This is a genomic window from Arthrobacter sp. P4_F11 (assembly GCF_056401395.1).
Genome location: NZ_JBFUJK010000020.1, coordinates 1 through 20,420, shown reverse-complemented (window position 1 = coordinate 20,420; position 20,420 = coordinate 1). Strand labels below are relative to the sequence as shown.

The following is a 20,420-nucleotide window of genomic DNA, read 5'->3' as shown; positions in this document are numbered from 1 at the left end:
CGACTACGATTGTAAGGTGCAGGAATACGTGTCGGATGCTCTCGTAGGGAACCTGGTGGACAACCGCTACCAGGTTCAATCCAGGCTTGCCCGCGGCGGGATGTCCACCGTGTACCTCGCCACGGACCAGCGCCTTGAGCGTGATGTCGCGCTGAAGGTGCTCCATCCCCATCTGGCCGACGACCCGCAGTTCCTTGACCGGCTGGGCCGCGAAGCCAAGGCTGCCGCCCGGCTCTCCCACCCGCACGTCGTGGGCGTCCTGGACCAGGGCGAAGACGGCCGGCTCGCATATCTGGTGATGGAATTCATCAAGGGCCACACGCTGCGGGATGTCCTCAATGACAAGGGCGCCCTGTCGCCGCGGCTGGCCCTGGCGCTGATCGATCCGGTCGTCGAAGGCCTCGGCGCCGCGCACGCCGCCGGAATGATCCACCGGGACATCAAGCCCGAAAATGTCCTGATCGCCGACGACGGGCGGATCAAGCTTGGCGACTTCGGCCTGGCACGCGCTATCTCGACGTCGACGAGCACGGGCGCCCTGATCGGGACTGTCGCCTACATCTCCCCCGAACTTGTCCTGGGCAAACAGGCAGATGCCCGCAGCGACATCTATTCGGTCGGGATCATGCTCTACGAAATGATCACGGGCCGGCAGCCGTTCGAAGGCGACGTGCCCATCCAGGTCGCCTACCAGCACGTCAATTCCACCGTCGCAGCGCCTTCGCTGGAGGTGCCCGGGCTGGCCGCGGAGATCGACGAACTCGTCCAGTGGTGCACGGACCGGGACCCGGACAAGCGCCCCGTCGACGGCAGCGCCCTGTTGTCGGAACTGCGGCACATCAGGACCAACCTCAGCGACGCCGAACTCGACCTCCAGCCGCCGGCGGCCCGCAGCACCCTGCCGGCCGTGGCAGCACCGCCAACCCGGCCTCCGGGCGGTACCGGTCCGGCGTCGGACGCGCAGGCAACGGCCCACGTGCTGCCGCCCGCCGAAAGGCCCACGGAATTGCAGACTGAGGTATACGGCAGCCTCGCCCGGCCCACCGAGATGATTTCCCGCACCAGCGGCAACCCGACCACCGTGATGTCCGGTGCCCCGCGGCGTCCGGCCTACGGACCGTTGTCCACCCCGGACGAGGCGGCCTACGAAGGCGCCGGGTATGACGGCCCGGCGGAGAGCGCGGTTGCCCCCAGCAAACGCGCCCAGCGCAAGCTGGACCGGGACGAGGAGAAGGCGCGCCAGCGCGCGGCCGCCACGCCCACCAGGACCCTGCACGAGGGCAACCCCCGGCGCCGCGGCTTGCTGTGGATCGTCCTGCTCGTCGTCGCGGCGCTGCTCGCCGCCGTCGCCGGCTGGTTCTTCGGCATGGGTCCGGGGTCGCCGGGAACGATTCCCCCGGTGGCGAACAAGACCGTTGCCGAGGCCCAGGACCTGCTCCGCACCGCCGGCTTCCAATCCACCGTGAAGGATGTCTTCGACGACGACGTCTCGCCCGGGCTCGTGGTCGGCTCGGAGCCGACCGCCGGCGAGGTCATCCGCAAGTTCCAGCCGGTGTCGCTGGCCGTGTCCAAGGGCCCGGAGCTGTTCCCGCTGCCGGAACTGGCCGGCAAGAGCCTGGAGGAGGCCAAGACCACGCTCAACGGCGCCCAGATGGCTTTGGGCCCGATTACCGAGACCTTCGACGAGAAGGCACCTGCCGGAACCGTCCTTGCCCAGGCTCCGCGCAGCGGCAACCCGGTCAGGCACGGGACGCCAGTGGGCCTGACCGTCTCGAAGGGCCCGCAGCCCATCCCGGTCCCGGATGTCCGCGGGCAGGGGCAGGACGCCGCCGTTAAGTCCCTTGAGGATGCAGGCCTGAAGGCCGTGGTGGCCCCGGAAGCAGTGAACGACAGGAATGTCCCCGAGGGCGCGGTGCTGGCGCAGGACCCGGCCTCCGGCAACCTGACCAAGGGCGGCACCGTCACCTTGACCATCTCGAAGGGCCCGAAGCTCGTCGAGGTGCCCAGCTTCATCGGCAAGCAGGCCTCGGAGGCCCAGGAAGCCCTTGAGAAACTCGGCTTCAAGGTCCAGGTCGATAACATCCTCGGCGGTTTCTTCGGCACGGTCCGGGACCAGAATCCGGTGGACACGAAGGCCCCGGAAGGCTCGACCGTCACGCTCACCGTCGTCTGACTGGCACCCCGCTCCGGCCCCTGCTGCTCGCACAAGAAAGCTCCGCCCGGCTGCTGTAGCCGGGCGGAGCTTTTTGTCAGAATGCGTTCTGTGGGAAACGTTCTGCCGGAATGCGTTCTGCCGGACGCGTTCTGTCCATCAGTGCGTCAGCGCTTGGAGAGCGCTCCGGCCACCAGGAACGCCATCTCGAGCGACTGCATGTGGTTCAGGCGCGGATCGCAGACGGACTCGTAGCGGTCCAGGAAGGCTTCCTGGTCGATCGGGTCGGCTCCGCCGAGGCACTCGGCGACGTCGTCACCCGTCATCTCCACGTGCAGGCCGCCGGGAACGGTGCCGAGCGCGTGGTGGACTTCGAAGAATCCGCGCACTTCGTCAATGACGTCGTCGAAATTGCGGGTCTTGTAGCCGTTGGGCGAGGTGACCGTGTTCCCGTGCATGGGGTCGGTGACCCAAAGGACCTGGGCTCCGGAGGCGGTGACGCGCTCGACGATCGCCGGCAGCTTCTCGCGGATGTTGCCCGCACCCATGCGGGTGATGAAGGTGAGCCGGCCGGGCTCCCGGTTCGGATCCAGCTTGTCGATCAGGCGCAGGGCGTCGTCGCCGCTGGTCGACGGGCCGAGCTTGACGCCGATCGGGTTGCGGACGCGGGAGAGGAAGTCGACGTGTGCGTGGTCCAGCTCGCGGGTCCGCTCCCCGATCCAGAGGAAGTGCGCGGAGGTGTCGTAGGGCAGCCCCGTGCGCGAGTCGATGCGGGTCAGGGCGCGCTCGTAGTCCAGCAGCAGGGCCTCGTGGCTCGCGTAGAATTCCACCCGCTTCAGGGCCTCGAAATCGGCACCGCAGGAGGCCATGAACTTGATGGCGCGGTCGATGTCCCGGGCCAGGGACTCGTAGCGGGCGTGGGCCGGGTTCTCGGTGAAGCCCTTGTTCCACTGGTGCACCAGGCGCAGGTCCGCGAAACCGCCCTGGGTGAAGGCGCGGATCAGGTTCAGCGTCGAAGCGGAGGTGTGGTAGGCCTTGAGCATCCGGCCGGCGTCGTGGGCGCGGGACTCGGGCGTGAAATCGTAGCCGTTGACGATGTCGCCCCGGTAGGCCGGCAGGGTGACGCCGTCGCGCGTTTCATCGTTGGAGGAGCGGGGCTTGGCGAACTGGCCAGCCATGCGGCCCATCTTGATGACGGGCATGGCCGCGCCGTAGGTCAGGACAACGGCCATCTGCAGGATGGTCCGGACGCGGGCGCTGATCTTGTCCGCCGTCGCGGCTTCGAAGGTCTCGGCGCAGTCGCCGCCCTGGAGCAGGAACGCCTTGCCCTGCGCGGCGGCGGCGAGCCGCTCGCGAAGAATGTCCACTTCGCCGGCGAACACAAGGGGCGGGAGGACGGAAAGTTCCTTGACGGACGCCTCGAACACAGCCGGGTCCGACCAGGTGGGCTGCTGCGAGGCCGGGAGCTCCCGCCAGTTGTCCAGTCCGGGATAGTTGGCGGCTCCGCTCTGGGCGGTGCTGGTCAGCGGGGAAACTGGTTTCTCAGATAGCTCGGTCACTATCTAAGGATAGTAGTCCCATCAAGGTTCGGGGGCCCTGCCTGTCATTGACAGCCCGGCTGCCGTCATATGGCGCCCGTGGCCCGCTCATGCGGGGCCGGGAACCTCCGGCCCCGCGTCCCCGGCAGCGGTTTCATTCGGGGTTTCCGGTGGGGCCGTGTTTGGGGCTTCGTTCGGGGTATTGCCGGCGGCCGCATCCTGCACCGCGTCAGGGCCGGCAAGGGTTTTGTCCGGGGCCGCGTCCTGCGCTTTGCCCGCCAGGCGGAGCTTTACGACGGCGGCGTACTCATCCACGTATTCCTGGCCGGAGAGGCGCATGAGTTCGTACATGATCTCGTCGGTCACTGAACGCTGGATCAGCCGGTCATCCTCCATGCCGTAGTAGCGGCTGAAGTCGAGCGGTTCGCCAAAGATCATGCCGATGCGGCGGATGTTGGGCACGCGCTTGCCGATCGGCTGGACTTTGTCCGTTCCGATCATTGCCACCGGGATGACCGGAACACGGGCCTGCAGCGCAAGGCGCGCAACCCCCACCTTGCCGCGGTAGAGGCGCCCGTCGGGGCTGCGGGTCCCCTCGGGGTAGATGCCCAGGAGGGAACCCTTCTTGAGCACGTCCATGCCGGCGTTCAGCGACTGCGCGGACGCGGCGCCCCCGGACCGGTCCATGGGGAGCTGGTTGGTGAGCCGGAAGAAGGCTGCGGTCAGCCTGCCCTTGATCCCGGTGCCGGTGAAGTATTCGGATTTCGCCAGGAACGCGACCGGCCGCGGCACCATGACCGGCATGAAGATGGAATCCGAGAAGGAGAGGTGGTTCGAGGCAAGGATCGCGGCGCCCTCGGCAGGGGCGTTGTCAAGGCCCTTGACCCAGGGCCGGAACAGCAGCCTGAGCACCGGCCCCAGGACAAACGTCTTCATGAACCAATAAAACACTCGGTGACCTCTCCGGAAGGCGTCTGGCCTGCGGCCCGAACCGGTCCGGCCAGGCTTCAATGGACACCTTACTCTAGTGAGTTTTGGCGCTAAGGGTGACACGATGGGCTCATGACTGAAAGCAGCACTTCCCCTGCGCCCGCCGCTTTCAGCTACCCCGGCCACGGCCCGAACGCCCGGACCGGTGTGGCCATCTGCCACGGCTTCACAGGCAGCCCGCTCAGCGTCCTGCCGTGGGCCCGCCACCTCGCCGCCCAGGGCTTCGCCGTATCGGTACCGCTTCTGCCCGGGCACGGCACCCACTGGCGGGACCTCGCCCGGCAGGGCTGGCAGGACTGGTACAGGAGCTTTGAAACGGCGTACCTGGACCTGGCCGCCCGGACTGATGACTGCTATGTCGCGGGACTGTCCATGGGCGGCACGATCGCCCTGCGTACCGCGGCCCGCCACAGCGTGGCCGGCGTGGCCGCCGTCAACCCCGGCCTGAGCTTCTATGACCGCAGGGTCCGGATCGTGGGACTGCTCAAGTACTTCCAGCGCACGACCACGCCCATCCAGGAGGAGAATTCCACGGCGGCCACCACTGACGACGGTGACTACTCCCTGACGCCGCTGGCCGCCGTCCACCAGTTGCGCCGGCTGTTCGCCGCGACCCTCCGGGACCTGCCGTCCGTCTCCGCCCCGGCCCTGGTGTTCAAGTCGGACACCGACGCCGTGGTCCCGCCGTCGTCCCTGGCGCTGCTGCGCAGGCGGCTCGGGTCCCGGGAACTCACGGTGGTTCCCCTTCCGCACAGCGGGCACGTTGCCACCCTGGACGCCGATGCGCCGCTACTCTTTGAAGAATCAGTGCGTTTTTTCCTGCAGCACGCCCACGCCATTTCGCCGCCCCGCGCCCCCTCGGAGACCCCATGAGCATCCTCCCGGACCACTCGCCGTTCAGCAGCCCGTTCACGGGAACCATCCCCCGGACCGGCGTCGTGGTCTCGCACGGCTTCACCGGTAGCCCGCACGGTGTGCGGGACTGGGCGTTGTCCCTGGCCGGTGCCGGGTTCGCCGTCCGGCTGCCCCTGCTGCCGGGGCACGGAACGAGCTGGCAGGAGCTGGCCAAGACCCGGTGGCAGGACTGGCATGCTGCCTTGGACGCGGCCTACCTGGAGCTTGCGGAAGAATGCGACGTCGTGGTCGTGGCGGGGCTGTCCATGGGCGGCGCCCTCGCGTTGCGGATCGCGGCCACCCGCCCCGTGGCGGGGGTGGTGGTGGTCAACCCCGGCCTGGTTATCGATGATCCCCGCGCCCCGCTGGCGGGCGTCTTGAAGTTTGTTCTCAAGAGCACCCCGGCGATCGCCAATGACATTCTCAAACCGGGCATGGATGAGTGCGCCTACCCGCGCACTCCGGTGGCCGCCGCGCACGAGCTCAACAAGATGTTCAAGGACACCGTGCGGCTGCTGCCCCGCGTCACGGCTCCGGTCCGGGTCTACCGTTCCACAGTGGACCATGTGGTGTCCGAGTCCAGCATGGAGGCCCTGCGCCGCGGGTTGACCAACGCCCCGCTCGAGGTGGTCCGGCTGGAAAACAGCTACCACGTCGCTACCATGGACAACGACGCGCCCGAGATCTTCCGTGGCACGGCCGAATTTGTCCGGTCCGTTGCAGCCGCCGCCGGTCCGGGCGCCGCCCGCGCCAGCCGGAAGGACACGGCCAATGACTAAACCGGACCCCGGCGTCCCGGACCCCGAGACCCCTGACCCCGACGACGCCCGGTCGCCTGGCGCTGACGCATCCGGCCTCCAGCGTCCGGGCACTACCCCGCCCCCTGAGGCGCAGGACCCGGCCGCCGCGGACGCACCGCTTGCCGATGACGACGCCGTGTGGCTGGATCTCGTCGCCAGGCTGGAAGGGGTCGGGGCAGCCGGGGACGAGGCAGTCGGGGGAACTGACGGCCCGGCCGGCGGAACGGACAGCGCCGCCGGCACCGGCGCTGGATCCGGCGCCGGCACCGGTGCGAACAGGTCGTTCAGCGATTTCGACCCGCTGGGCCTCGCCGGCGTCGCGCCGATCGAACTTTCCGCCAGGGAGCGGCTCGCCTCCGCCCCGGGGAACCCGGCCGCGGGCAGCAGTGAGGCACCGGACACCGCATCCGGCCCCCGGGACTACGAGGCCGACGACGACGATGGCGTGTTCGTCCCGGAGGAGCCGCCCAGCCTGGCCGGTGCAGATCCGATGACCGTCCTTGCCTGGATTGGCGCGGTGGGTGGCCCGATTGCGCTCGTGTTCTCGGCGATGTTCTGGCGGTCGGCCCCGACGCTGGCGATCGTGGGCATGGTGGCCGCGTTCGCGGCCTCCGTGGTGTTCCTGATCATGAAGCTGCCGGGCGAGAAGGACGAGCACGACGACGGGGCTCGCATCTAATCCACCCAGTCAGGACGCCAACCCGCGCACTGGTTGGTTCAGGGCGTAGGAAGGCACGCTACTGGGTGTGCATGCGGCTGCTGACCCGGGAGAGGTCTGCGGCGCCGATCAGCCCGGCGTTGGGTCCCAGGGCCGCCAGTTCGATCTCCGCCGCGGGGCGGAAGCCGCGGCCGGTGAGGTTCCGCGCGAAGGCCTTCCGGGCCGGCGCGACGAGCAGCTCGCCGGCGTCGCACAGTCCGCCGCCGATCACGAACTTGCCTGGGTCCAGTGCCGCTGCGAGGTTCGCCAGGCCAAGGCCCAGCCATTCCCCGACGTCTTCGAGGAGTTCGCGGGAGGTCTGGTCCCCGGCCTTGGCCAGCTCCGTCACGATCACGCCCGTAATGCGTCCCACGTCGCCGTCCACGGCCTTGAGCAGTTCCTGGGCAACCGGGGAATTCGCGGCGGCCAGTTCCCTGGCCTCGCGGCCGAGCGCATTGCCCGAGGCGTATTGTTCCCAGCAGCCGCGGTTGCCGCACTCGCAGCGGTGTCCGCCCGGCATGATGATCTGGTGGCCGAACTCCCCCGCCACACCGAAGCGGCCGCGTTCGAGCCGTCCGTCCATGACCATGGCCCCGCCGATTCCCGTTCCCAGGGTGATGCAGACCAGACGGTCCTGTCCCTGCCCGGCGCCGAAGCGCCATTCCGCCCAGGCGGCGGCGTCGGCGTCGTTGGTCAGCAGGACGGGGCGGCGCAGCAGCCGCTGCAGGTTCTCGCGCAGCGGTTCATTGCGCCAGGCCAGGTGCGGGCTGAAGAGGACAGTGCCGCCGTCGAGGTCCATCCAGCCGGCGGCGCCGATTCCGACCGACCAGATCCGGTGTCCGGCGCCCAGCTCTCCGACCAGTTCGACAATGACCTGTTCCACGGCGCGCGGGTCGTTGCCCGGGGTGGAGCGTTTGGCCTGGCTGAGGATCCTGCCCTCGGCGTCCACCACGCCGGCAGCAACCTTGGTTCCCCCGATGTCGACGCCGATCGCCAGGCCCTTGCGGCCCAGCCGCAGGTGTGAGCGGAGGTCGTGCCCGGCAGTGGCGGCCGCGGCGCCGGCCAGGGTCCTGCTTCGCCAGGCGGCGGTCCGACGGCGCAGGCCGGACTGCCGGCCGGGTGATGGTGTCTGCATGGTGCCCCATTCTATTCGCCGGGGCCGCAACGGCAGCGAAGGCCCGGCCGCATGACGCGGCAGCAGAGCGCCGCCCACGTGCCCGCAGCATCCCCGACTGGCGGAACGGCGGTCCCGACCGTAAAGTTACTGGCCAGTAGGTGTCGCAGAACACACCTTCGGGGGGCCGCATACTAGGCTTAGCGGTACCCCTTGCGGGCCTATGGATACCAAAGGAGCTGTCGTGCGAGAAATCATTGTCCCGCCCCTGGTGAATGTCGATCCGGACACCAATGTCACCGATCTAGTGGTGCGCCAGGCGGCCAAGGCCTCCAACCCTGCGCTGTTCTCGCGGCTCGACGCAGCCGGCCAGTGGCAGGACGTCCGCGCCACCGAATTCCTGGCCGACGTCTCGGCCCTCGCCAAGGGCCTCATGGCCAGCGGTGTGGCCGCCGGCGACCGGGTGGGCATCATGTCCCGCACCCGGTATGAATGGGCCCTGATCGACTTCGCCATCTGGTTCGCCGGCGCCGTCTCGGTCCCGATCTATGAAACCTCCTCCCCCTCCCAAGTGGCCTGGAACCTTGGCGACTCCGGCGCCGTGGCCGCATTTGGCGAATCGGCGCACCACGAGGACATCATCCGGCAGGCGGCCACCTCCGAGGGCCTCACCGCCCTGGGGCATGTCTGGCAACTCGAGGGCGACAGCCTGGACGAGGTCCGTGCGGCCGGAGCCGGCGTCAGCGATGCCGAGCTCGAAGCACGCCGCAGCCAGGCGTCCCTGAACGATGTCGCCACGATCATCTACACCTCGGGCACCACCGGCCGGCCCAAGGGCTGCGAGCTGACGCACGGCAACTTCGTGGAACTGTCCGAGAACGCGCTGGTCACGTCGCTGGGCACGATCGTCCACGAGCAGGCGCGGACCATCATGTTCCTGCCCATGGCCCACGTCTTCGCACGCTTCATCTCTGTGCTGGCAGTCGCGGCCGGCGTCACGGTGGCGCACACCCCGGATATCAAGAACCTGCTGCCGGATCTGCAGAGCTACAAACCGACCTTTATCCTCGCCGTCCCGCGCGTTTTCGAGAAGGTCTACAACTCGGCCCTGACCAAGGCCGAGGACGGCGGCAAGGGCGCCATCTTCCACCGCGCCGCGGACACCGCCATCGAATTCTCCCGGGCCCGGCAGGCCGGCAAGGTCGGGCTCGTACTGAAGCTCAAGCACGCCGTGTTCGACAAGCTCGTGTACAGCAAGCTCCGGGCCGCAATGGGCGGGAACGTCTCCCATGCCGTTTCCGGCGGCGGCCCGCTCGGTGAACGGCTGGGCCACTTCTTCCAGGGCATCGGCATGCAGATCCTGGAAGGGTACGGGCTGACTGAAACCACGGCCCCGGTCACGGTCAACACCCCCGACCTGATCAAGATCGGCACCGTCGGCGCCCCGATTCCGGGCAACTCCGTCAGGATCGCGGACGACGGCGAGATCCTCGCCAAGGGCGTGTGCGTCATGCGCGGCTACTACAAGCGCGATGACCTGTCCGCCGCGACCTTCGACGACGACGGCTGGTTCCGCACGGGAGACATCGGCCAGCTGGACGAGGCTGGATTCCTGACCATCACCGGGCGCAAGAAGGAAATCATCGTCACGGCCGGCGGAAAGAACGTGGTCCCTGCCCTGCTGGAAGACCAGATCCGGGCGGACGCGCTCGTCTCGCAGGTGCTCGTGGTGGGCGACAACCGCCCGTTCATCGGCGCCCTTGTGACCCTGGACGAGGAAGCCCTCCCCGGCTGGCTGGGCCGCCACGGGCTCCCGGCCTCGACCCCTCTCGCCGAGGCTGCCGTCAACCCCGCCGTCAAGGCCGCGGTCCAGGAGCTCATCAACCACGCCAACCAGTCTGTGTCCCAGGCCGAGGCGATCAAGTCCTTCCGGATCGTGCCGGCCGACTTCACCGAGGCCTCCGGACATCTGACCCCCTCCATGAAGGTCAAGCGGGCCCAGGTGCTCAAGGACTTCGAGAACGTGATCGAGGAAATGTACAGCGCCAAGCGACCCACTCTCGCCTAGGCTGCAACCGCGACCGCCCCGCACCAGAGCAACCCCCGCACCAGAGCAACGCGGGAGGCAGTGCTCGGCAGAAACACAAGGGTCCTTCCGGCGGAAGCCGGAAGGACCCTTCAGTGTTAATGGGGTGCGGGTTGCCGCGCTGCCGCTATTCGACGACCAGCAGCAGATCCCCGCCCTGGACCTGTTCGATCCCGGCGACGGCGAGCCGCGCGACGGTGCCGGCCACCGGCGTCGTGATGGACGCCTCCATCTTCATGGCCTCGATCGTGGCCACCGTGTCGCCGGCCTTGACGGTGTCCCCGGCCTTGACGGTGAGCGTGACGGCACCGGCGAACGGCGAGGCGACCTGGCCCGGCTGGGACGTGTCGGCGCGTTCGGCGGCCTTGACGTTGCTCACCACTGAACGGTCGCGGACCACCACCGGCCGGGACTGGCCGTTGAGCGTGCACATTACCGTGCGCATGCCCTTCTCGTCCGGCTCGGAGACGGCCTCGAGCGAGGCGATCAGCCGGACGCCCTTCTCGAGCTCGATCTCGTGCTCCGCGCCGCGCTGCAGCCCGAAGAGGTAGTCCCGCGTGTCCAGCACCGAAAGGTTGCCGTAGGACTCCACGCTCTTCTGGTAGTCCTTGGTGGGACCGGCGAAGAGCAGGCGGTTGAGCGTGCCCCGCCGGGTCTTGGAATCGCCGTTGAGCGCGGCGCTGTCCTCGGCGCTGATCTCGACGTCGCGGACCTTGACGGTGCGCCCCTGCAGCGCCTTGGTCCGGAAGGGCTCGGGCCAGCCGCCGGGCGGGTCACCGAGCTCGCCGGAGAGGAAGCCGATCACGGAATCCGGGACGTCGTACTTTTGCGGGTTCTCGTTGAAGTCTTCCGGGTCGGCGTTGAGGCCCACCAGGTGCAGGGCGAGGTCGCCCACCACCTTGGACGACGGGGTCACCTTGACCAGGCGGCCGAGGATCCGGTCCGCCGCGGTGTACATGTCCTCGATCGCCTCGAAACGCTCGCCCAGGCCCAGCGCCATCGCCTGCTGGCGCAGGTTGGAGAGCTGGCCGCCCGGAATTTCGTGCTGGTATACCCGGCCTGTAGGCCCCGGCAGTCCGGACTCGAACGGCGCGTAGACCCGGCGGACGGCCTCCCAGTAAGGCTCGAGGGCGCAGACGTTCGCCAGGCTAAGGCCGGTGTCGCGCGGCGTGTGGGCCAGTGCGGCGACGAGGGCCGAGGCCGAGGGCTGGCTGGTGGTTCCGGCCAGGGAGGCAGAGGCCACGTCTACGGCGTCCACGCCGGCATCCACGGCCGCGAGGAGCGTGGCCAGCTGGCCGCCGGCGGTGTCGTGGGTGTGCAGGTGGACGGGGAGGTCGAACCGCTCCCGCAGCGCCGAGACCAGGCGCGCCGCGGCAGCCGGACGAAGCAGTCCGGCCATGTCCTTGATCGCCAGGATGTGCGCCCCGGCGTCGACGATTTTCTGCGCCAGTTCCAGGTAGTAATCCAGGGTGTAGAGCGTTTCCTCCGGGTCCAGCATGTCCGCGGTGTAGCAGAGGGCAACCTCGGCGACGGCGGTACCAGTCTCGCGGACGGCCCGGATGGCCGGAGCCATCTGGTTGACGTCGTTGAGGGCGTCGAAGATCCGGAAAATGTCGATGCCCGTGGCGGCGGCCTCGTTGACGAACGCCACCGTGACCTCTTCCGGGTAGGGCGTGTAGCCGACGGTGTTGCGGCCGCGGAGCAGCATCTGCAGGCACAGGTTCGGCATGGCCTTGCGCAGGGCGGCAAGCCGGTCCCAGGGATCTTCGCCGAGGAAGCGCAGGGCGACGTCGTAGGTCGCCCCGCCCCAGGCCTCGACCGAGAGCAGCTCGGGGAGCAGCTTGGATTCTGCGGGACCGGCCGCCACGAGGTCCCGGGTGCGCACCCGGGTGGCGAGCAGGGACTGGTGCGCGTCGCGGAACGTGGTGTCTGTGACGGCCACGGCGTCCTGCGCGCGCAGGGCACGGGCAAACCCTTCGGGGCCGAGTTCCTGGAGACGCTGGCGGGACCCCGGCCGGGCCGCGGCGTCATCCAGGGCCGGTAGCTTGTCCGCCGGGTCCGTGTGGACCTTGAGTTCGCCGTTGGGCTTGTTGACCGTGACGTCGGCAAGCCAGGTCAGCAACTTGGTGCCGCGGTCGGCCGAAACCCGTGCCTTCAGCAGCTGGGGCCGTTCGTCAATGAACGAGGTGGCCACATCCCCGGCGACGAAGTCGGGATCGTCCAGGACAGCCTGCAGGAAGGAGATGTTGGTGGACACGCCGCGGATGCGGAACTCGGCGAGGGCGCGGCGTGCCCGGGCGACGGCGGCCGGGTAGTTGCGTCCGCGGCAGGTCAGCTTGACCAGCATGGAGTCGAAGTGCGGGCTGATCTCCGCGCCCGAGTAGACGGTGCCGCCGTCGAGCCGGACGCCGGCACCGCCGGCCGAGCGGTAGCCGGTGATCTTGCCGACGTCGGGCCGGAAGCCGTTGGCCGGGTCCTCCGTGGTGATGCGGCACTGCAGGGCGGCACCCTTGAGCTGGACGCTCTCCTGGGACAGGCCCAGGTCCGCGAGGCTCTCACCGGCGGCGATGCGCAGCTGCGCCTGGACGAGGTCGACGTCGGTGACTTCCTCGGTCACCGTGTGCTCGACCTGGATCCGGGGGTTCATTTCGATGAACACGTGCTGGCCGGCCCGCTCACCCACCGTGTCGACAAGGAATTCGACGGTACCGGCGTTGACGTAGTTCAGCGCCTTCGCGAACTTCACGGCGTCGCGGTACAGCGCCTGCCGGATGCCTTCGTCGAGATTCGGGGCGGGGGCGATCTCGATGACCTTCTGGTGGCGGCGCTGGATGGAACAGTCACGCTCGAAGAGGTGCATCACGTTGCCCTCCGCGTCGGCCAGGATCTGGACCTCGATGTGGCGCGGGCGCAGGACGGCCTGCTCCAGGAACATGGTGGGGTCGCCGAACGCGGCGTCGGCTTCGCGCATGGCGGCCTGCAGAGCCTCCGGAAGCGCCTCGCGGGTGTCCACGCGGCGCATGCCGCGCCCGCCGCCGCCGGCGACAGCCTTCGCAAAAATGGGGAAGCCGATTTCATCCGCGGCGGCGATCAGTTCGTCCAGGTCCTTCGACGGCTGGCTGGACTTGAGGACCGGGACGCCGGCCTTGCGCGCGGCCTCGAGGGCGGCAACCTTATTACCGGCGAGTTCCAGAACCTCGGCCGGCGGCCCGACGAAGGTGATGCCGGCCTCCTTCGCGGCCCGCGCCAGGCGCGGGTTCTCGGAGAGGAAACCGTAACCGGGGTAAATGGCGTCCGCCCCGGACTCCTTGGCGACGCGCACCACCTCATCAACGTCCAGGTAGGCCCGGACCGGGTGCCCCTCCTCGCCGATCAGATACGCCTCATCGGCCTTCTGGCGGTGAATGGAGTTGCGGTCCTCATGGGGAAACACAGCGACAGTCTTGGCACCCAGCTCGTAGCTCGCGCGGAAGGCGCGAATCGCGATTTCGCCGCGGTTGGCCACCAGAATCTTAGAAAACATACTTCTCCTGCTTCATCGCGGGCGTATCGGTAAGTGCTCACAGTGTCTAGGACCTGTGCGGGCAAACACAAATCATTGTGGCGACTGTCACAGCATTATCCGTCACGGACGCCGCGATGGGCAGGGCCTTGGCCTTAGAGCTTTCCCCGTCCGTCCGATTGGCGAGGTTCTGGCGCCCCACGCCGGATGAAACGGGTTTCGCCGGAGCATCAACATATGATGAGTGGGTGGGTGGCGCATGCACGCCCCGGCTCCGAAGAACGCAGGAGCCGGCACGACCCCGTCTCGGCAACCGGCGTTAGGTATTGGTTTTTCAAGTGCAAGTAGTGAGCATCAGCAGCCTCAAAGGCGGTGTCGGGAAGACATCCGTGACCACCGGACTGGCGTCGGCGGCATTGGCCGCCGGCATCCCCACCCTCGTCGTCGACCTTGATCCGCATGCTGACGCCAGCACGGCCCTGGGCGTGAGTCCGGACGATCAGCTCGATATCGGCAGGATGCTGAGGTCGCCGCGGCGGGCACATCTGGCGGACAACGTGGTCCCCAGCGGCTGGGTGGAACACGCCCGGATCAACGGCCGCGGCAACGCCAACGGCAGTGCGAAAGGCAGGATTCAGTCCGGCGCGGCAACCTCCGTCCTGGACGTGGCCGTCGGCTCCGCCTATACCGGCATCTACGACCGCCCCGACCTGGGCCGCCGCGACCTTCGCCGGCTTTCCACGGTCCTGGCCGGCGCCACGAACTACGCACTCGTCCTGGTCGACTGCCCCCCGTCACTGAACGGCCTGACCCGGATGGCGTGGTCCGCAAGCGACAAGGTGACCCTGGTGGCCGAGCCCGGGCTTTTCTCGGTGGCCGGCACAGAACGCACCATGCGCGCCATCCAGCTGTTCCGGCAGGAATTCGCCCCCAAGCTGTCCCCCGCCGGCATCGTGGCCAACAGGGTGCGCAGCAGTTCGGCCGAGCACACGTTCCGGCTCTCGGAGATGGAATCCATGTTCGGCCAGCTGCTGTTGAGCCCGCATATCCCGGAGCAGGCCAACTGGCAACAGATCCAAGGCGCGGCCCACTCCATCCACCACTGGCCCGGCGACTCGGCCAAGAATGCGGCCGGGCTCTTCGATGCCCTGCTGCAGAACCTGTTGAACCAGGGCAGCGTGGCCCCGGCCGGCGCTGTCCGCGACCGCAGCCTTCGGTAGCCCCGGACTGCCGTACACAGCCCAACAAAATGAGGCCGCCTTCCCTGTCCGGGAGGCGGCCTCAGTCGTTTCTGTGCTCAGTCGTGTCAGTACGCAGTCATGCCTGCAGCTGTGGGAGCTAGCCGATCTTGCGGGCCGCTCGGCGTTTGCTCAGCTCGTCGTCGGGAAAGGACTGGTCCGCGGCGTGTTCGCTGGGAAGGGCTGCGAGGCTTCCCTCAACTTCGCGCCATACGCGGCCGACGGCGATGCCGAACACCCCCTGGCCGCCCTGGACGAGATCGATGACTTCATCTGCCGACGTGCACTCGTAGACACTGGCGCCGTCGCTCATGAGCGTGATTTGGGCGAGGTCCTCGACGCCGCGCTCCCGCAGGTGTTCCACGGCGGTGCGGATCTGTTGCAGGGAGACGCCCGTGTCCAGGAGCCGTTTGACCACCTTGAGAACCAGAATGTCGCGGAAGCCGTAGAGCCGCTGCGAGCCGGAGCCGGCCGCGCCGCGGACGGCGGGCTCAACGAGTCCGGTGCGCGCCCAATAATCGAGTTGGCGGTAGGTAATGCCGGCCGCCTTGCAGGCGGTGGGTCCGCGGTAGCCCGCGTCCTCGTCCAGAACGGGGAGATCCTCGGTGAACAGCAGGCCTTGGGCACCGCTGGCGGGCACAGCAACGCCGGCCGTTGAGGCCTGCTTCAGCTCGCCTGCTTCGCCTTTCGGACTCACGTGGACCCTCCTTGTCGTGGGTTCCCATGGGATTGTTGCATCGGCAGCAATAGATGTGAACAGCTGCATGACACCGGATGAATACTTCATCCGTGTAATTCAGCCGGGCTGCACCTTCCAGTGTGACTTGCGCGGCTACCGTATGCAATGGGAACTTGTACCTCCGACGTTAGGCCTGCCAAGGCCCAAGGTCAAAGACGTTGGGGCTATTCCAAGGGCGTGTCGAAAGTTTCATCCTCGGCTTTAACGTTTGGTGCCGCCACAGCTGTCACGCACGTATCAGAAACACCAGCAGTCACAGGCACGCCCGCAATCGGGCAGGTTCCCTGGCGCCGGTTGCCTCGGCCGGCTCAGCCGCCGAAGTCTTCGGGTTCGACGTCGTCGAGGAACTCGCGGAAGCGCCGCAGTTCGCCTTCCTCGTCCACGGCGGGTCCGGGGTGCGTGTCCTCGCCCTCGTCGTGTTCGGTGATCCGGACGCCGGCCTCGTCCATGACGGCGTCGGCGCACCAGATCCGGCACTTGGCGCGCAGGGCAACGGCCAACCCATCGGAGGCCCGGGAGCTCACGGTGGTGCCGTTCTCGAACTGCAGCTGCCCGTAGAAGATGTTGTCCTCCACCGCCACGATGTTGACGCTGACGATGGTGTGGCCCAGGGCCTCGACAACGTCCACCAGGAGGTCGTGGGTCATCGGCCGGGGCGGGATGACCCCCTGCTGGGCCAGGGCGATGGCGCTGGCCTCCGGGGTCCCGATCCAGATGGGCACGTGGCGCTCACCATGGATTTCCTTGAGCAGGACAAGCGGCTGGTTGGACGGCAACTCGATCCGCACGCCGACAATCTCCACCTCAATCATCAGATGTCCATCCTTGAGATGCGGTCGTGGACCAGCGCCTGGTGCAAGGACAGGCAGAGGTCGCTGATTTCCCGGGCCGCCTCGGCGGCGCGGGCGTGGGAGGCTGCGTCCTTGCGGGAGGTCAGGGTGGCCACAGCACGCTCCACGAGCCCGAATTCGCGGTCGGCAGCGGCCTGGAAGGGCCGCAGGTGGCGGGGTTCCAGGCCATGGCTCTCCAGCTGGACGCAGGCCCGCGCGACCTGCAGCGCGTGTTCGTCGAATTTGCCGTTGACGTGCCCGATCAGGCCGTAGCTCAGGAGCGATTCCAGCAACGGGACGCTCGCCCCGGATTCCGCGCGCAGCTGCTCCTCGCTGAGCCTGCGTGCCCGGCTGTGCAGCTCGGAGGCGAGCTCCTCGGAGACAATCCGCGGGGACAACGTGACGCCTGCCGGCAGGTTCTCCGGCCGTTCGCCCCGGTCGATCGCATCAAGGTAGTCCTTGATGACCTTCAGCGGCAGGTACTGGTCACGCTGGAGTGAGAGGACGAAGCGCAGCCGTTCGACGTCGTTCTCGGAGTACTGACGGTAGCCGGCAGGTGTCCGCTGCGGGTTGATGAGTCCCTTTTCTTCAAGGAACCGGATTTTTGACGCAGTCATGCTGGGGAAGTCGTCGCTCAGTTGAGCCAGGACTTCCCCGATGTTCAGAACCTGGGGTCCGCGCCGATCCGCATGTGCCGTGGCCACAGGCAACTACCCCGGAATCAGACGTTGCCTGCTGCGCGGGCAGGGCTGAGGTAGAAGGTGAGGCGGAATTTGCCGATCTGGACCTCGTTGCCGGACTTCAGTTCCACCGAGTCCACGCGGTCGTGGTTGACGTAGGTGCCGTTCAGGCTCCCGGTGTCCACAACCTCAAAGCTGCGCGCGGTGCGGCGGAATTCAACGTGCCTGCGCGAGACAGTGACGTCGTCGAGGAAGATGTCGGCGTCCGGGTGGCGGCCCGCCGTGGTGACGTCGGAGTCCAGCAGGAACCGTGCACCGGCGTTGGGGCCGCTGTGCGCCACGAGCAGGGCCGATCCGAAGGGAAGGGCCTCAACCGCTGCCCGTTCCTCAGTCGAAAGCTTCGGCGTGAAATTGGGTTCGTCGCGCACCGGAGTGAGGTTGATCGACGTGGTCTCCGAAGCCTTCACTCCACCCGTGCCGTAACCGTCACCGGTGTCGTTCCGTTCGTGCCCAAACATTGAGTCCTCCTCATTCGTTGCAGGTGTCCCCCCTGCAAACAACGCATGCCGTCCGGAAAAGCCGTGCAGTCCCGGTAATGAGGCCCTTCGGCGGGGCGCGGCTTTGTTTTGTTATCCCAACAACACTCGCCGGCGGCCCCGGCCCGAATGACCTCTGTCTTTAGCCTACCTGCTGTTCATACTCGGATGCACTGAGCAAGGACTCGACCGCGTCGGCTTCTGCGAGCTTGATTTCGATCAGCCAGCCTTCACCGTACGGATCGGAGTTGATAAGGGCGGAATCGGTGTCCAGCGACTCGTTCCTGGCGACCACCTCGCCCGTCACCGGGGCGTAAATGTCGCTGACGCTCTTGGTGGATTCGACCTCTCCGACGACGTCGTTGGCCTTGATGGTGGTCCCGACCTCGGGCATCTGGGCGTAGACGACATCCCCGAGGGCGTCCTGGGCAAAATCAGTGATGCCGACGCGCACAACCCCGTCGGCGTTGGGGGCCGAAACCCATTCGTGTTCTGCGGTGTAGGACAGGTCTTCGGGAATGATGCTCATGACGGGCCTTTCATCGGGTCAATCACCTGGCGGCGGCAGTCGTTTGTTCTAGCCGCCGCTGAAAGTATAGGCATATCGGGCAGGGGCCGGGGAGGGATCTGCGAAGATGGTGCCATGGCAGAACTTGCTCCGCTGAAGGGCGGGAATGTGAACAACCGGGGCGCCGGGACCGTCCGGACACGCCAGGGTTAGGCCATGCCTGAGCTCCCTGAAGTTGCGGCCCTGACGGACTTTCTGGACGAGCACCTGCGCGGAGCAATGGTGCGGAAAATCCAGCCGGTCTCCTTCGCCGTGCTCAAGACGGCAGACCCTCCCTACTCCGATCTCCAGGGCAAGGCCGTCAGCGGCGTGAAAAGGTTCGGCAAGTTTGTCAGCGTGGAAGCGGACGGGCTGCATTTTGTCTTCCACCTCGCCCGGGCCGGCTGGGTCCGCTTCACGGACTCCCCTACCGACGCCCAGCTGAAAATGGGCAAGGGCCATATCGCGCTGCGGCTGACGTTCTCGGGCGATTCCGGCCCGGTGGGCATGGACCTGACCGAGGCGGGCACGAAAAAGAGCCTGGCGGTCTATGTGGTCCGGGATCCGCACGACGTGCCCGGCATCGCGGCGCTCGGACCGGATCCGTTCAGTCCGGACTTCGACGTCGATGCACTGGCCGGGATTCTCGGCTCCAGTTCCCAGCAGATCAAGGGCGTCCTCAGGAGCCAGGGCATCATCGCCGGGATTGGGAATGCGTACAGTGACGAGATCCTGCACGCCGCGAGGACTTCGCCGTTCGCGATCGCCAAGTCGCTGGACCGGACGGACGTGCAGCGCCTCTACGACGCCATCCACACCATTCTGGGAACGGCGGTGGCGGAGGCCAAGGGCAAGCCGCCCAACGAGCTCAAGGACACCAAGCGGAGCCACATGCGGGTCCATGGCCGGACCGGCGAACCGTGCCCGGTATGCGGGGACACGGTCCGGGAGGTTTCCTTTGCCGATTCCGCCCTGCAGTACTGCCCGACGTGCCAGACCAAAGGAAAGATTCTGGCCGACCGCCGGACGTCCCGCTTCCTGAAATAGCGGGCGCGAGTCAGCCGTCGGCCCGGGTTCCCCGCCTCCGGACAACTGCGGAACGGATCGGGCGGGCAACCCAGACCAGGGCGCCGGCCAACAAGGCTCCGCCGATTGTGAGGACGAACGGCAGCGGGCCCATGGATCCCGCGGTCGAAGCCTGCGATTCTGGCGTAGCGACCGGTTGGGATGGCGCTGCGCTCGGTCCGGGAGCCGCCATGGTGGCCGGAACAGCGGCTGTCGACGGTGCAGCGGTCGGCCCGGCGTCGGGAGTCATCGGTGCATCCACCGGCATCGCCACCTCGACCCGGGACTTGACGGCGGGATAAGGCCCGGCCGCCCCGGGGGTCAAGTCGAACTGAACGCCGGTCATCGGGGCTTGGACCGAGGCCTGCGATTCGAGGTTTCCCTTGGTGGCCGTCGCTGTAGCCGTTGCAGGCGCCGACGGGGTCGGAGACACGGCGGCCGTAGCCGTTGCAGGCGCCGACGGGGTCGGAGACACGGTGGCCGTAGCCGTCGCAGGCGCCGACGGGCTCGGAGACACGGTGGCCGTAGCCGTCGCAGGCGCCGACGGGCTCGGAGACACGGTGGCCGTAGCCGTCGCAGGCGCCGACGGGCTCGGAGACACGGTGGCCGTGGCGACCGGCGCCGCACTAAAGGTGCCAGGTTGCACCACCGCTGTGGGGGCCGATCTCCGGACAACGTAGGAGTAACCAAGCCTGATCCCGGTGACCCTGACAGTCAGCGTCTTGCCAGCGTCCGACCCCGTCACAACATAGCTGGATCCGTAGGCCCGACCGGCACCGGACCACGCGTACTTCAGGACCAACGGGGACGGGCCCCACATGCCGGGGTTCACGGTCAGGGTCGACCCGACCCTGGGGGTGCCGGTGATCGTGGGCGTGGACCTGACCAGCGCTCCCTTGATGACCGCCGCCGTCGGAAGGGACGTCCTCGAGTCAGGGGCGTGACCGGTCCGGGACGCGGTCACCTGGACCGTGAAGGTCGCGTACAGGTCGGAGGCGACCGGAACATAGGC

General features: G+C 67.8%; 18 protein-coding genes. 9 read left to right on the top strand and 9 right to left on the bottom strand.

The window, feature by feature from the left end; all coding sequences use genetic code 11:
- Nucleotides 1-16 precede the first annotated feature (16 nt).
- Nucleotides 17-2,173, top strand: coding sequence for a Stk1 family PASTA domain-containing Ser/Thr kinase (locus AC1DRO_RS18845; RefSeq protein ID WP_476951997.1), 2,157 nt, complete (start codon nucleotides 17-19; stop codon nucleotides 2,171-2,173).
- 146 nt (nucleotides 2,174-2,319) lie between these two features.
- Here AC1DRO_RS18845 and AC1DRO_RS18840 read toward each other — a convergent pair whose 3' ends face one another.
- Both AC1DRO_RS18840 and AC1DRO_RS18835 read right to left on the bottom strand, forming a co-directional pair.
- The gene (locus AC1DRO_RS18840) at nucleotides 2,320-3,714 is read right to left on the bottom strand and encodes a class II 3-deoxy-7-phosphoheptulonate synthase (protein ID WP_223916664.1); all 1,395 of its coding nucleotides are present in this window, start codon (nucleotides 3,712-3,714) and stop codon (nucleotides 2,320-2,322) included.
- A gap of 84 nt (nucleotides 3,715-3,798) precedes the next feature.
- A complete protein-coding gene (locus tag AC1DRO_RS18835; RefSeq protein ID WP_476951996.1) occupies nucleotides 3,799-4,641 on the bottom strand; it encodes a lysophospholipid acyltransferase family protein in 843 nt (280 codons plus the stop codon).
- 111 nt (nucleotides 4,642-4,752) lie between these two features.
- Between AC1DRO_RS18835 and AC1DRO_RS18830 the strand changes: the two genes are divergently transcribed.
- From AC1DRO_RS18830 to AC1DRO_RS18820, 3 genes are read left to right on the top strand one after another with little or no spacing between them, the layout of a single operon-like run.
- Entirely contained in the window at nucleotides 4,753-5,553 is an 801-nt protein-coding gene (locus AC1DRO_RS18830; protein WP_476951995.1) for an alpha/beta hydrolase, read from the top strand.
- A complete protein-coding gene (locus AC1DRO_RS18825; protein WP_476857719.1) occupies nucleotides 5,550-6,353 on the top strand; it encodes an alpha/beta hydrolase in 804 nt (267 codons plus the stop codon). The genes AC1DRO_RS18830 and AC1DRO_RS18825 overlap by 4 nt, the downstream gene beginning before the upstream one ends.
- On the top strand, nucleotides 6,346-7,053 hold the full coding sequence (locus AC1DRO_RS18820) for a hypothetical protein (protein WP_476951994.1): 708 nt from the start codon (nucleotides 6,346-6,348) through the stop codon (nucleotides 7,051-7,053). Before AC1DRO_RS18825 ends, AC1DRO_RS18820 begins: the two co-directional genes overlap by 8 nt.
- A 58-nt stretch (nucleotides 7,054-7,111) precedes the next feature.
- Here AC1DRO_RS18820 and AC1DRO_RS18815 read toward each other — a convergent pair whose 3' ends face one another.
- Nucleotides 7,112-8,206: an ROK family glucokinase gene (locus AC1DRO_RS18815; protein WP_476951993.1), complete on the bottom strand. Its 1,095-nt coding sequence runs from the start codon at nucleotides 8,204-8,206 to the stop codon at nucleotides 7,112-7,114.
- A gap of 223 nt (nucleotides 8,207-8,429) precedes the next feature.
- On the opposite strand from AC1DRO_RS18815, the gene AC1DRO_RS18810 reads away from it, so the two are divergent.
- Nucleotides 8,430-10,253 carry an AMP-dependent synthetase/ligase gene (locus AC1DRO_RS18810; protein WP_243179542.1) on the top strand — a complete coding sequence of 608 codons (1,824 nt, stop codon included), beginning with the start codon at nucleotides 8,430-8,432 and terminating at the stop codon, nucleotides 10,251-10,253.
- Nucleotides 10,254-10,398: 145 nt separating this feature from the next.
- Here the strand turns inward: AC1DRO_RS18810 and AC1DRO_RS18805 are convergent, their stop codons facing one another.
- On the bottom strand, nucleotides 10,399-13,794 hold the full coding sequence (locus AC1DRO_RS18805) for a pyruvate carboxylase (protein ID WP_028275901.1): 3,396 nt from the start codon (nucleotides 13,792-13,794) through the stop codon (nucleotides 10,399-10,401).
- A gap of 317 nt (nucleotides 13,795-14,111) precedes the next feature.
- Between AC1DRO_RS18805 and AC1DRO_RS18800 the strand changes: the two genes are divergently transcribed.
- Nucleotides 14,112-14,993 (top strand): ParA family protein, encoded by an 882-nt coding sequence (locus tag AC1DRO_RS18800; RefSeq protein ID WP_476951992.1) that lies wholly within the window; start codon nucleotides 14,112-14,114, stop codon nucleotides 14,991-14,993.
- A 118-nt stretch (nucleotides 14,994-15,111) separates the two neighbouring features.
- Here AC1DRO_RS18800 and AC1DRO_RS18795 read toward each other — a convergent pair whose 3' ends face one another.
- From AC1DRO_RS18795 to gcvH, 5 genes are all read right to left on the bottom strand, one after another.
- Nucleotides 15,112-15,708, bottom strand: coding sequence for a MerR family transcriptional regulator (locus AC1DRO_RS18795; protein WP_028275903.1), 597 nt, complete (start codon nucleotides 15,706-15,708; stop codon nucleotides 15,112-15,114).
- A 350-nt stretch (nucleotides 15,709-16,058) separates the two neighbouring features.
- Nucleotides 16,059-16,562, bottom strand: coding sequence for a bifunctional nuclease family protein (locus tag AC1DRO_RS18790; protein ID WP_028275904.1), 504 nt, complete (start codon nucleotides 16,560-16,562; stop codon nucleotides 16,059-16,061).
- The gene (ftsR, locus tag AC1DRO_RS18785) at nucleotides 16,562-17,284 is read right to left on the bottom strand and encodes a transcriptional regulator FtsR (protein ID WP_028275905.1); all 723 of its coding nucleotides are present in this window, start codon (nucleotides 17,282-17,284) and stop codon (nucleotides 16,562-16,564) included. Before ftsR ends, AC1DRO_RS18790 begins: the two co-directional genes overlap by 1 nt.
- 17 nt (nucleotides 17,285-17,301) lie before the next feature.
- On the bottom strand, nucleotides 17,302-17,778 hold the full coding sequence (locus tag AC1DRO_RS18780; protein WP_028275906.1) for an FHA domain-containing protein: 477 nt from the start codon (nucleotides 17,776-17,778) through the stop codon (nucleotides 17,302-17,304).
- 160 nt (nucleotides 17,779-17,938) lie between these two features.
- Nucleotides 17,939-18,325 carry a glycine cleavage system protein GcvH gene (gene gcvH / locus AC1DRO_RS18775; protein WP_079553886.1) on the bottom strand — a complete coding sequence of 129 codons (387 nt, stop codon included), beginning with the start codon at nucleotides 18,323-18,325 and terminating at the stop codon, nucleotides 17,939-17,941.
- A 195-nt stretch (nucleotides 18,326-18,520) separates the two neighbouring features.
- On the opposite strand from gcvH, the gene AC1DRO_RS18770 reads away from it, so the two are divergent.
- The 3 genes from AC1DRO_RS18770 (at nucleotide 18,521) to AC1DRO_RS18760 (ending at nucleotide 20,352) form a co-directional block, all read left to right on the top strand.
- A complete protein-coding gene (locus tag AC1DRO_RS18770) occupies nucleotides 18,521-19,390 on the top strand; it encodes an Fpg/Nei family DNA glycosylase (protein WP_476951991.1) in 870 nt (289 codons plus the stop codon).
- 404 nt (nucleotides 19,391-19,794) lie between these two features.
- Nucleotides 19,795-20,088: a hypothetical protein gene (locus AC1DRO_RS18765; RefSeq protein ID WP_476951990.1), complete on the top strand. Its 294-nt coding sequence runs from the start codon at nucleotides 19,795-19,797 to the stop codon at nucleotides 20,086-20,088.
- 138 nt (nucleotides 20,089-20,226) lie between these two features.
- The gene (locus AC1DRO_RS18760) at nucleotides 20,227-20,352 is read left to right on the top strand and encodes a hypothetical protein (protein WP_476951989.1); all 126 of its coding nucleotides are present in this window, start codon (nucleotides 20,227-20,229) and stop codon (nucleotides 20,350-20,352) included.
- Nucleotides 20,353-20,420 lie beyond the last annotated feature (68 nt).

Bases quoted from the DNA above. Each gene is read 5' to 3' on its own strand.
- gcvH (WP_079553886.1), bottom strand. From the start codon at position 18,325: ATGAGCATCATTCCCGAAGACCTGTCCTACACCGCAGAACACGAATGG.
- AC1DRO_RS18820 (WP_476951994.1), top strand. From the start codon at position 6,346: ATGACTAAACCGGACCCCGGCGTCCCGGACCCCGAGACCCCTGACCCC.
- AC1DRO_RS18825 (WP_476857719.1), top strand. From the start codon at position 5,550: ATGAGCATCCTCCCGGACCACTCGCCGTTCAGCAGCCCGTTCACGGGA.
- AC1DRO_RS18780 (WP_028275906.1), bottom strand. From the start codon at position 17,778: ATGTTTGGGCACGAACGGAACGACACCGGTGACGGTTACGGCACGGGT.
- AC1DRO_RS18770 (WP_476951991.1), top strand. From the start codon at position 18,521: ATGCCTGAGCTCCCTGAAGTTGCGGCCCTGACGGACTTTCTGGACGAG.
- AC1DRO_RS18815 (WP_476951993.1), bottom strand. From the start codon at position 8,206: ATGCAGACACCATCACCCGGCCGGCAGTCCGGCCTGCGCCGTCGGACC.
- AC1DRO_RS18830 (WP_476951995.1), top strand. From the start codon at position 4,753: ATGACTGAAAGCAGCACTTCCCCTGCGCCCGCCGCTTTCAGCTACCCC.
- AC1DRO_RS18790 (WP_028275904.1), bottom strand. From the start codon at position 16,562: ATGATTGAGGTGGAGATTGTCGGCGTGCGGATCGAGTTGCCGTCCAAC.
- AC1DRO_RS18805 (WP_028275901.1), bottom strand. From the start codon at position 13,794: ATGTTTTCTAAGATTCTGGTGGCCAACCGCGGCGAAATCGCGATTCGC.
- AC1DRO_RS18760 (WP_476951989.1), top strand. From the start codon at position 20,227: ATGCCGGGGTTCACGGTCAGGGTCGACCCGACCCTGGGGGTGCCGGTG.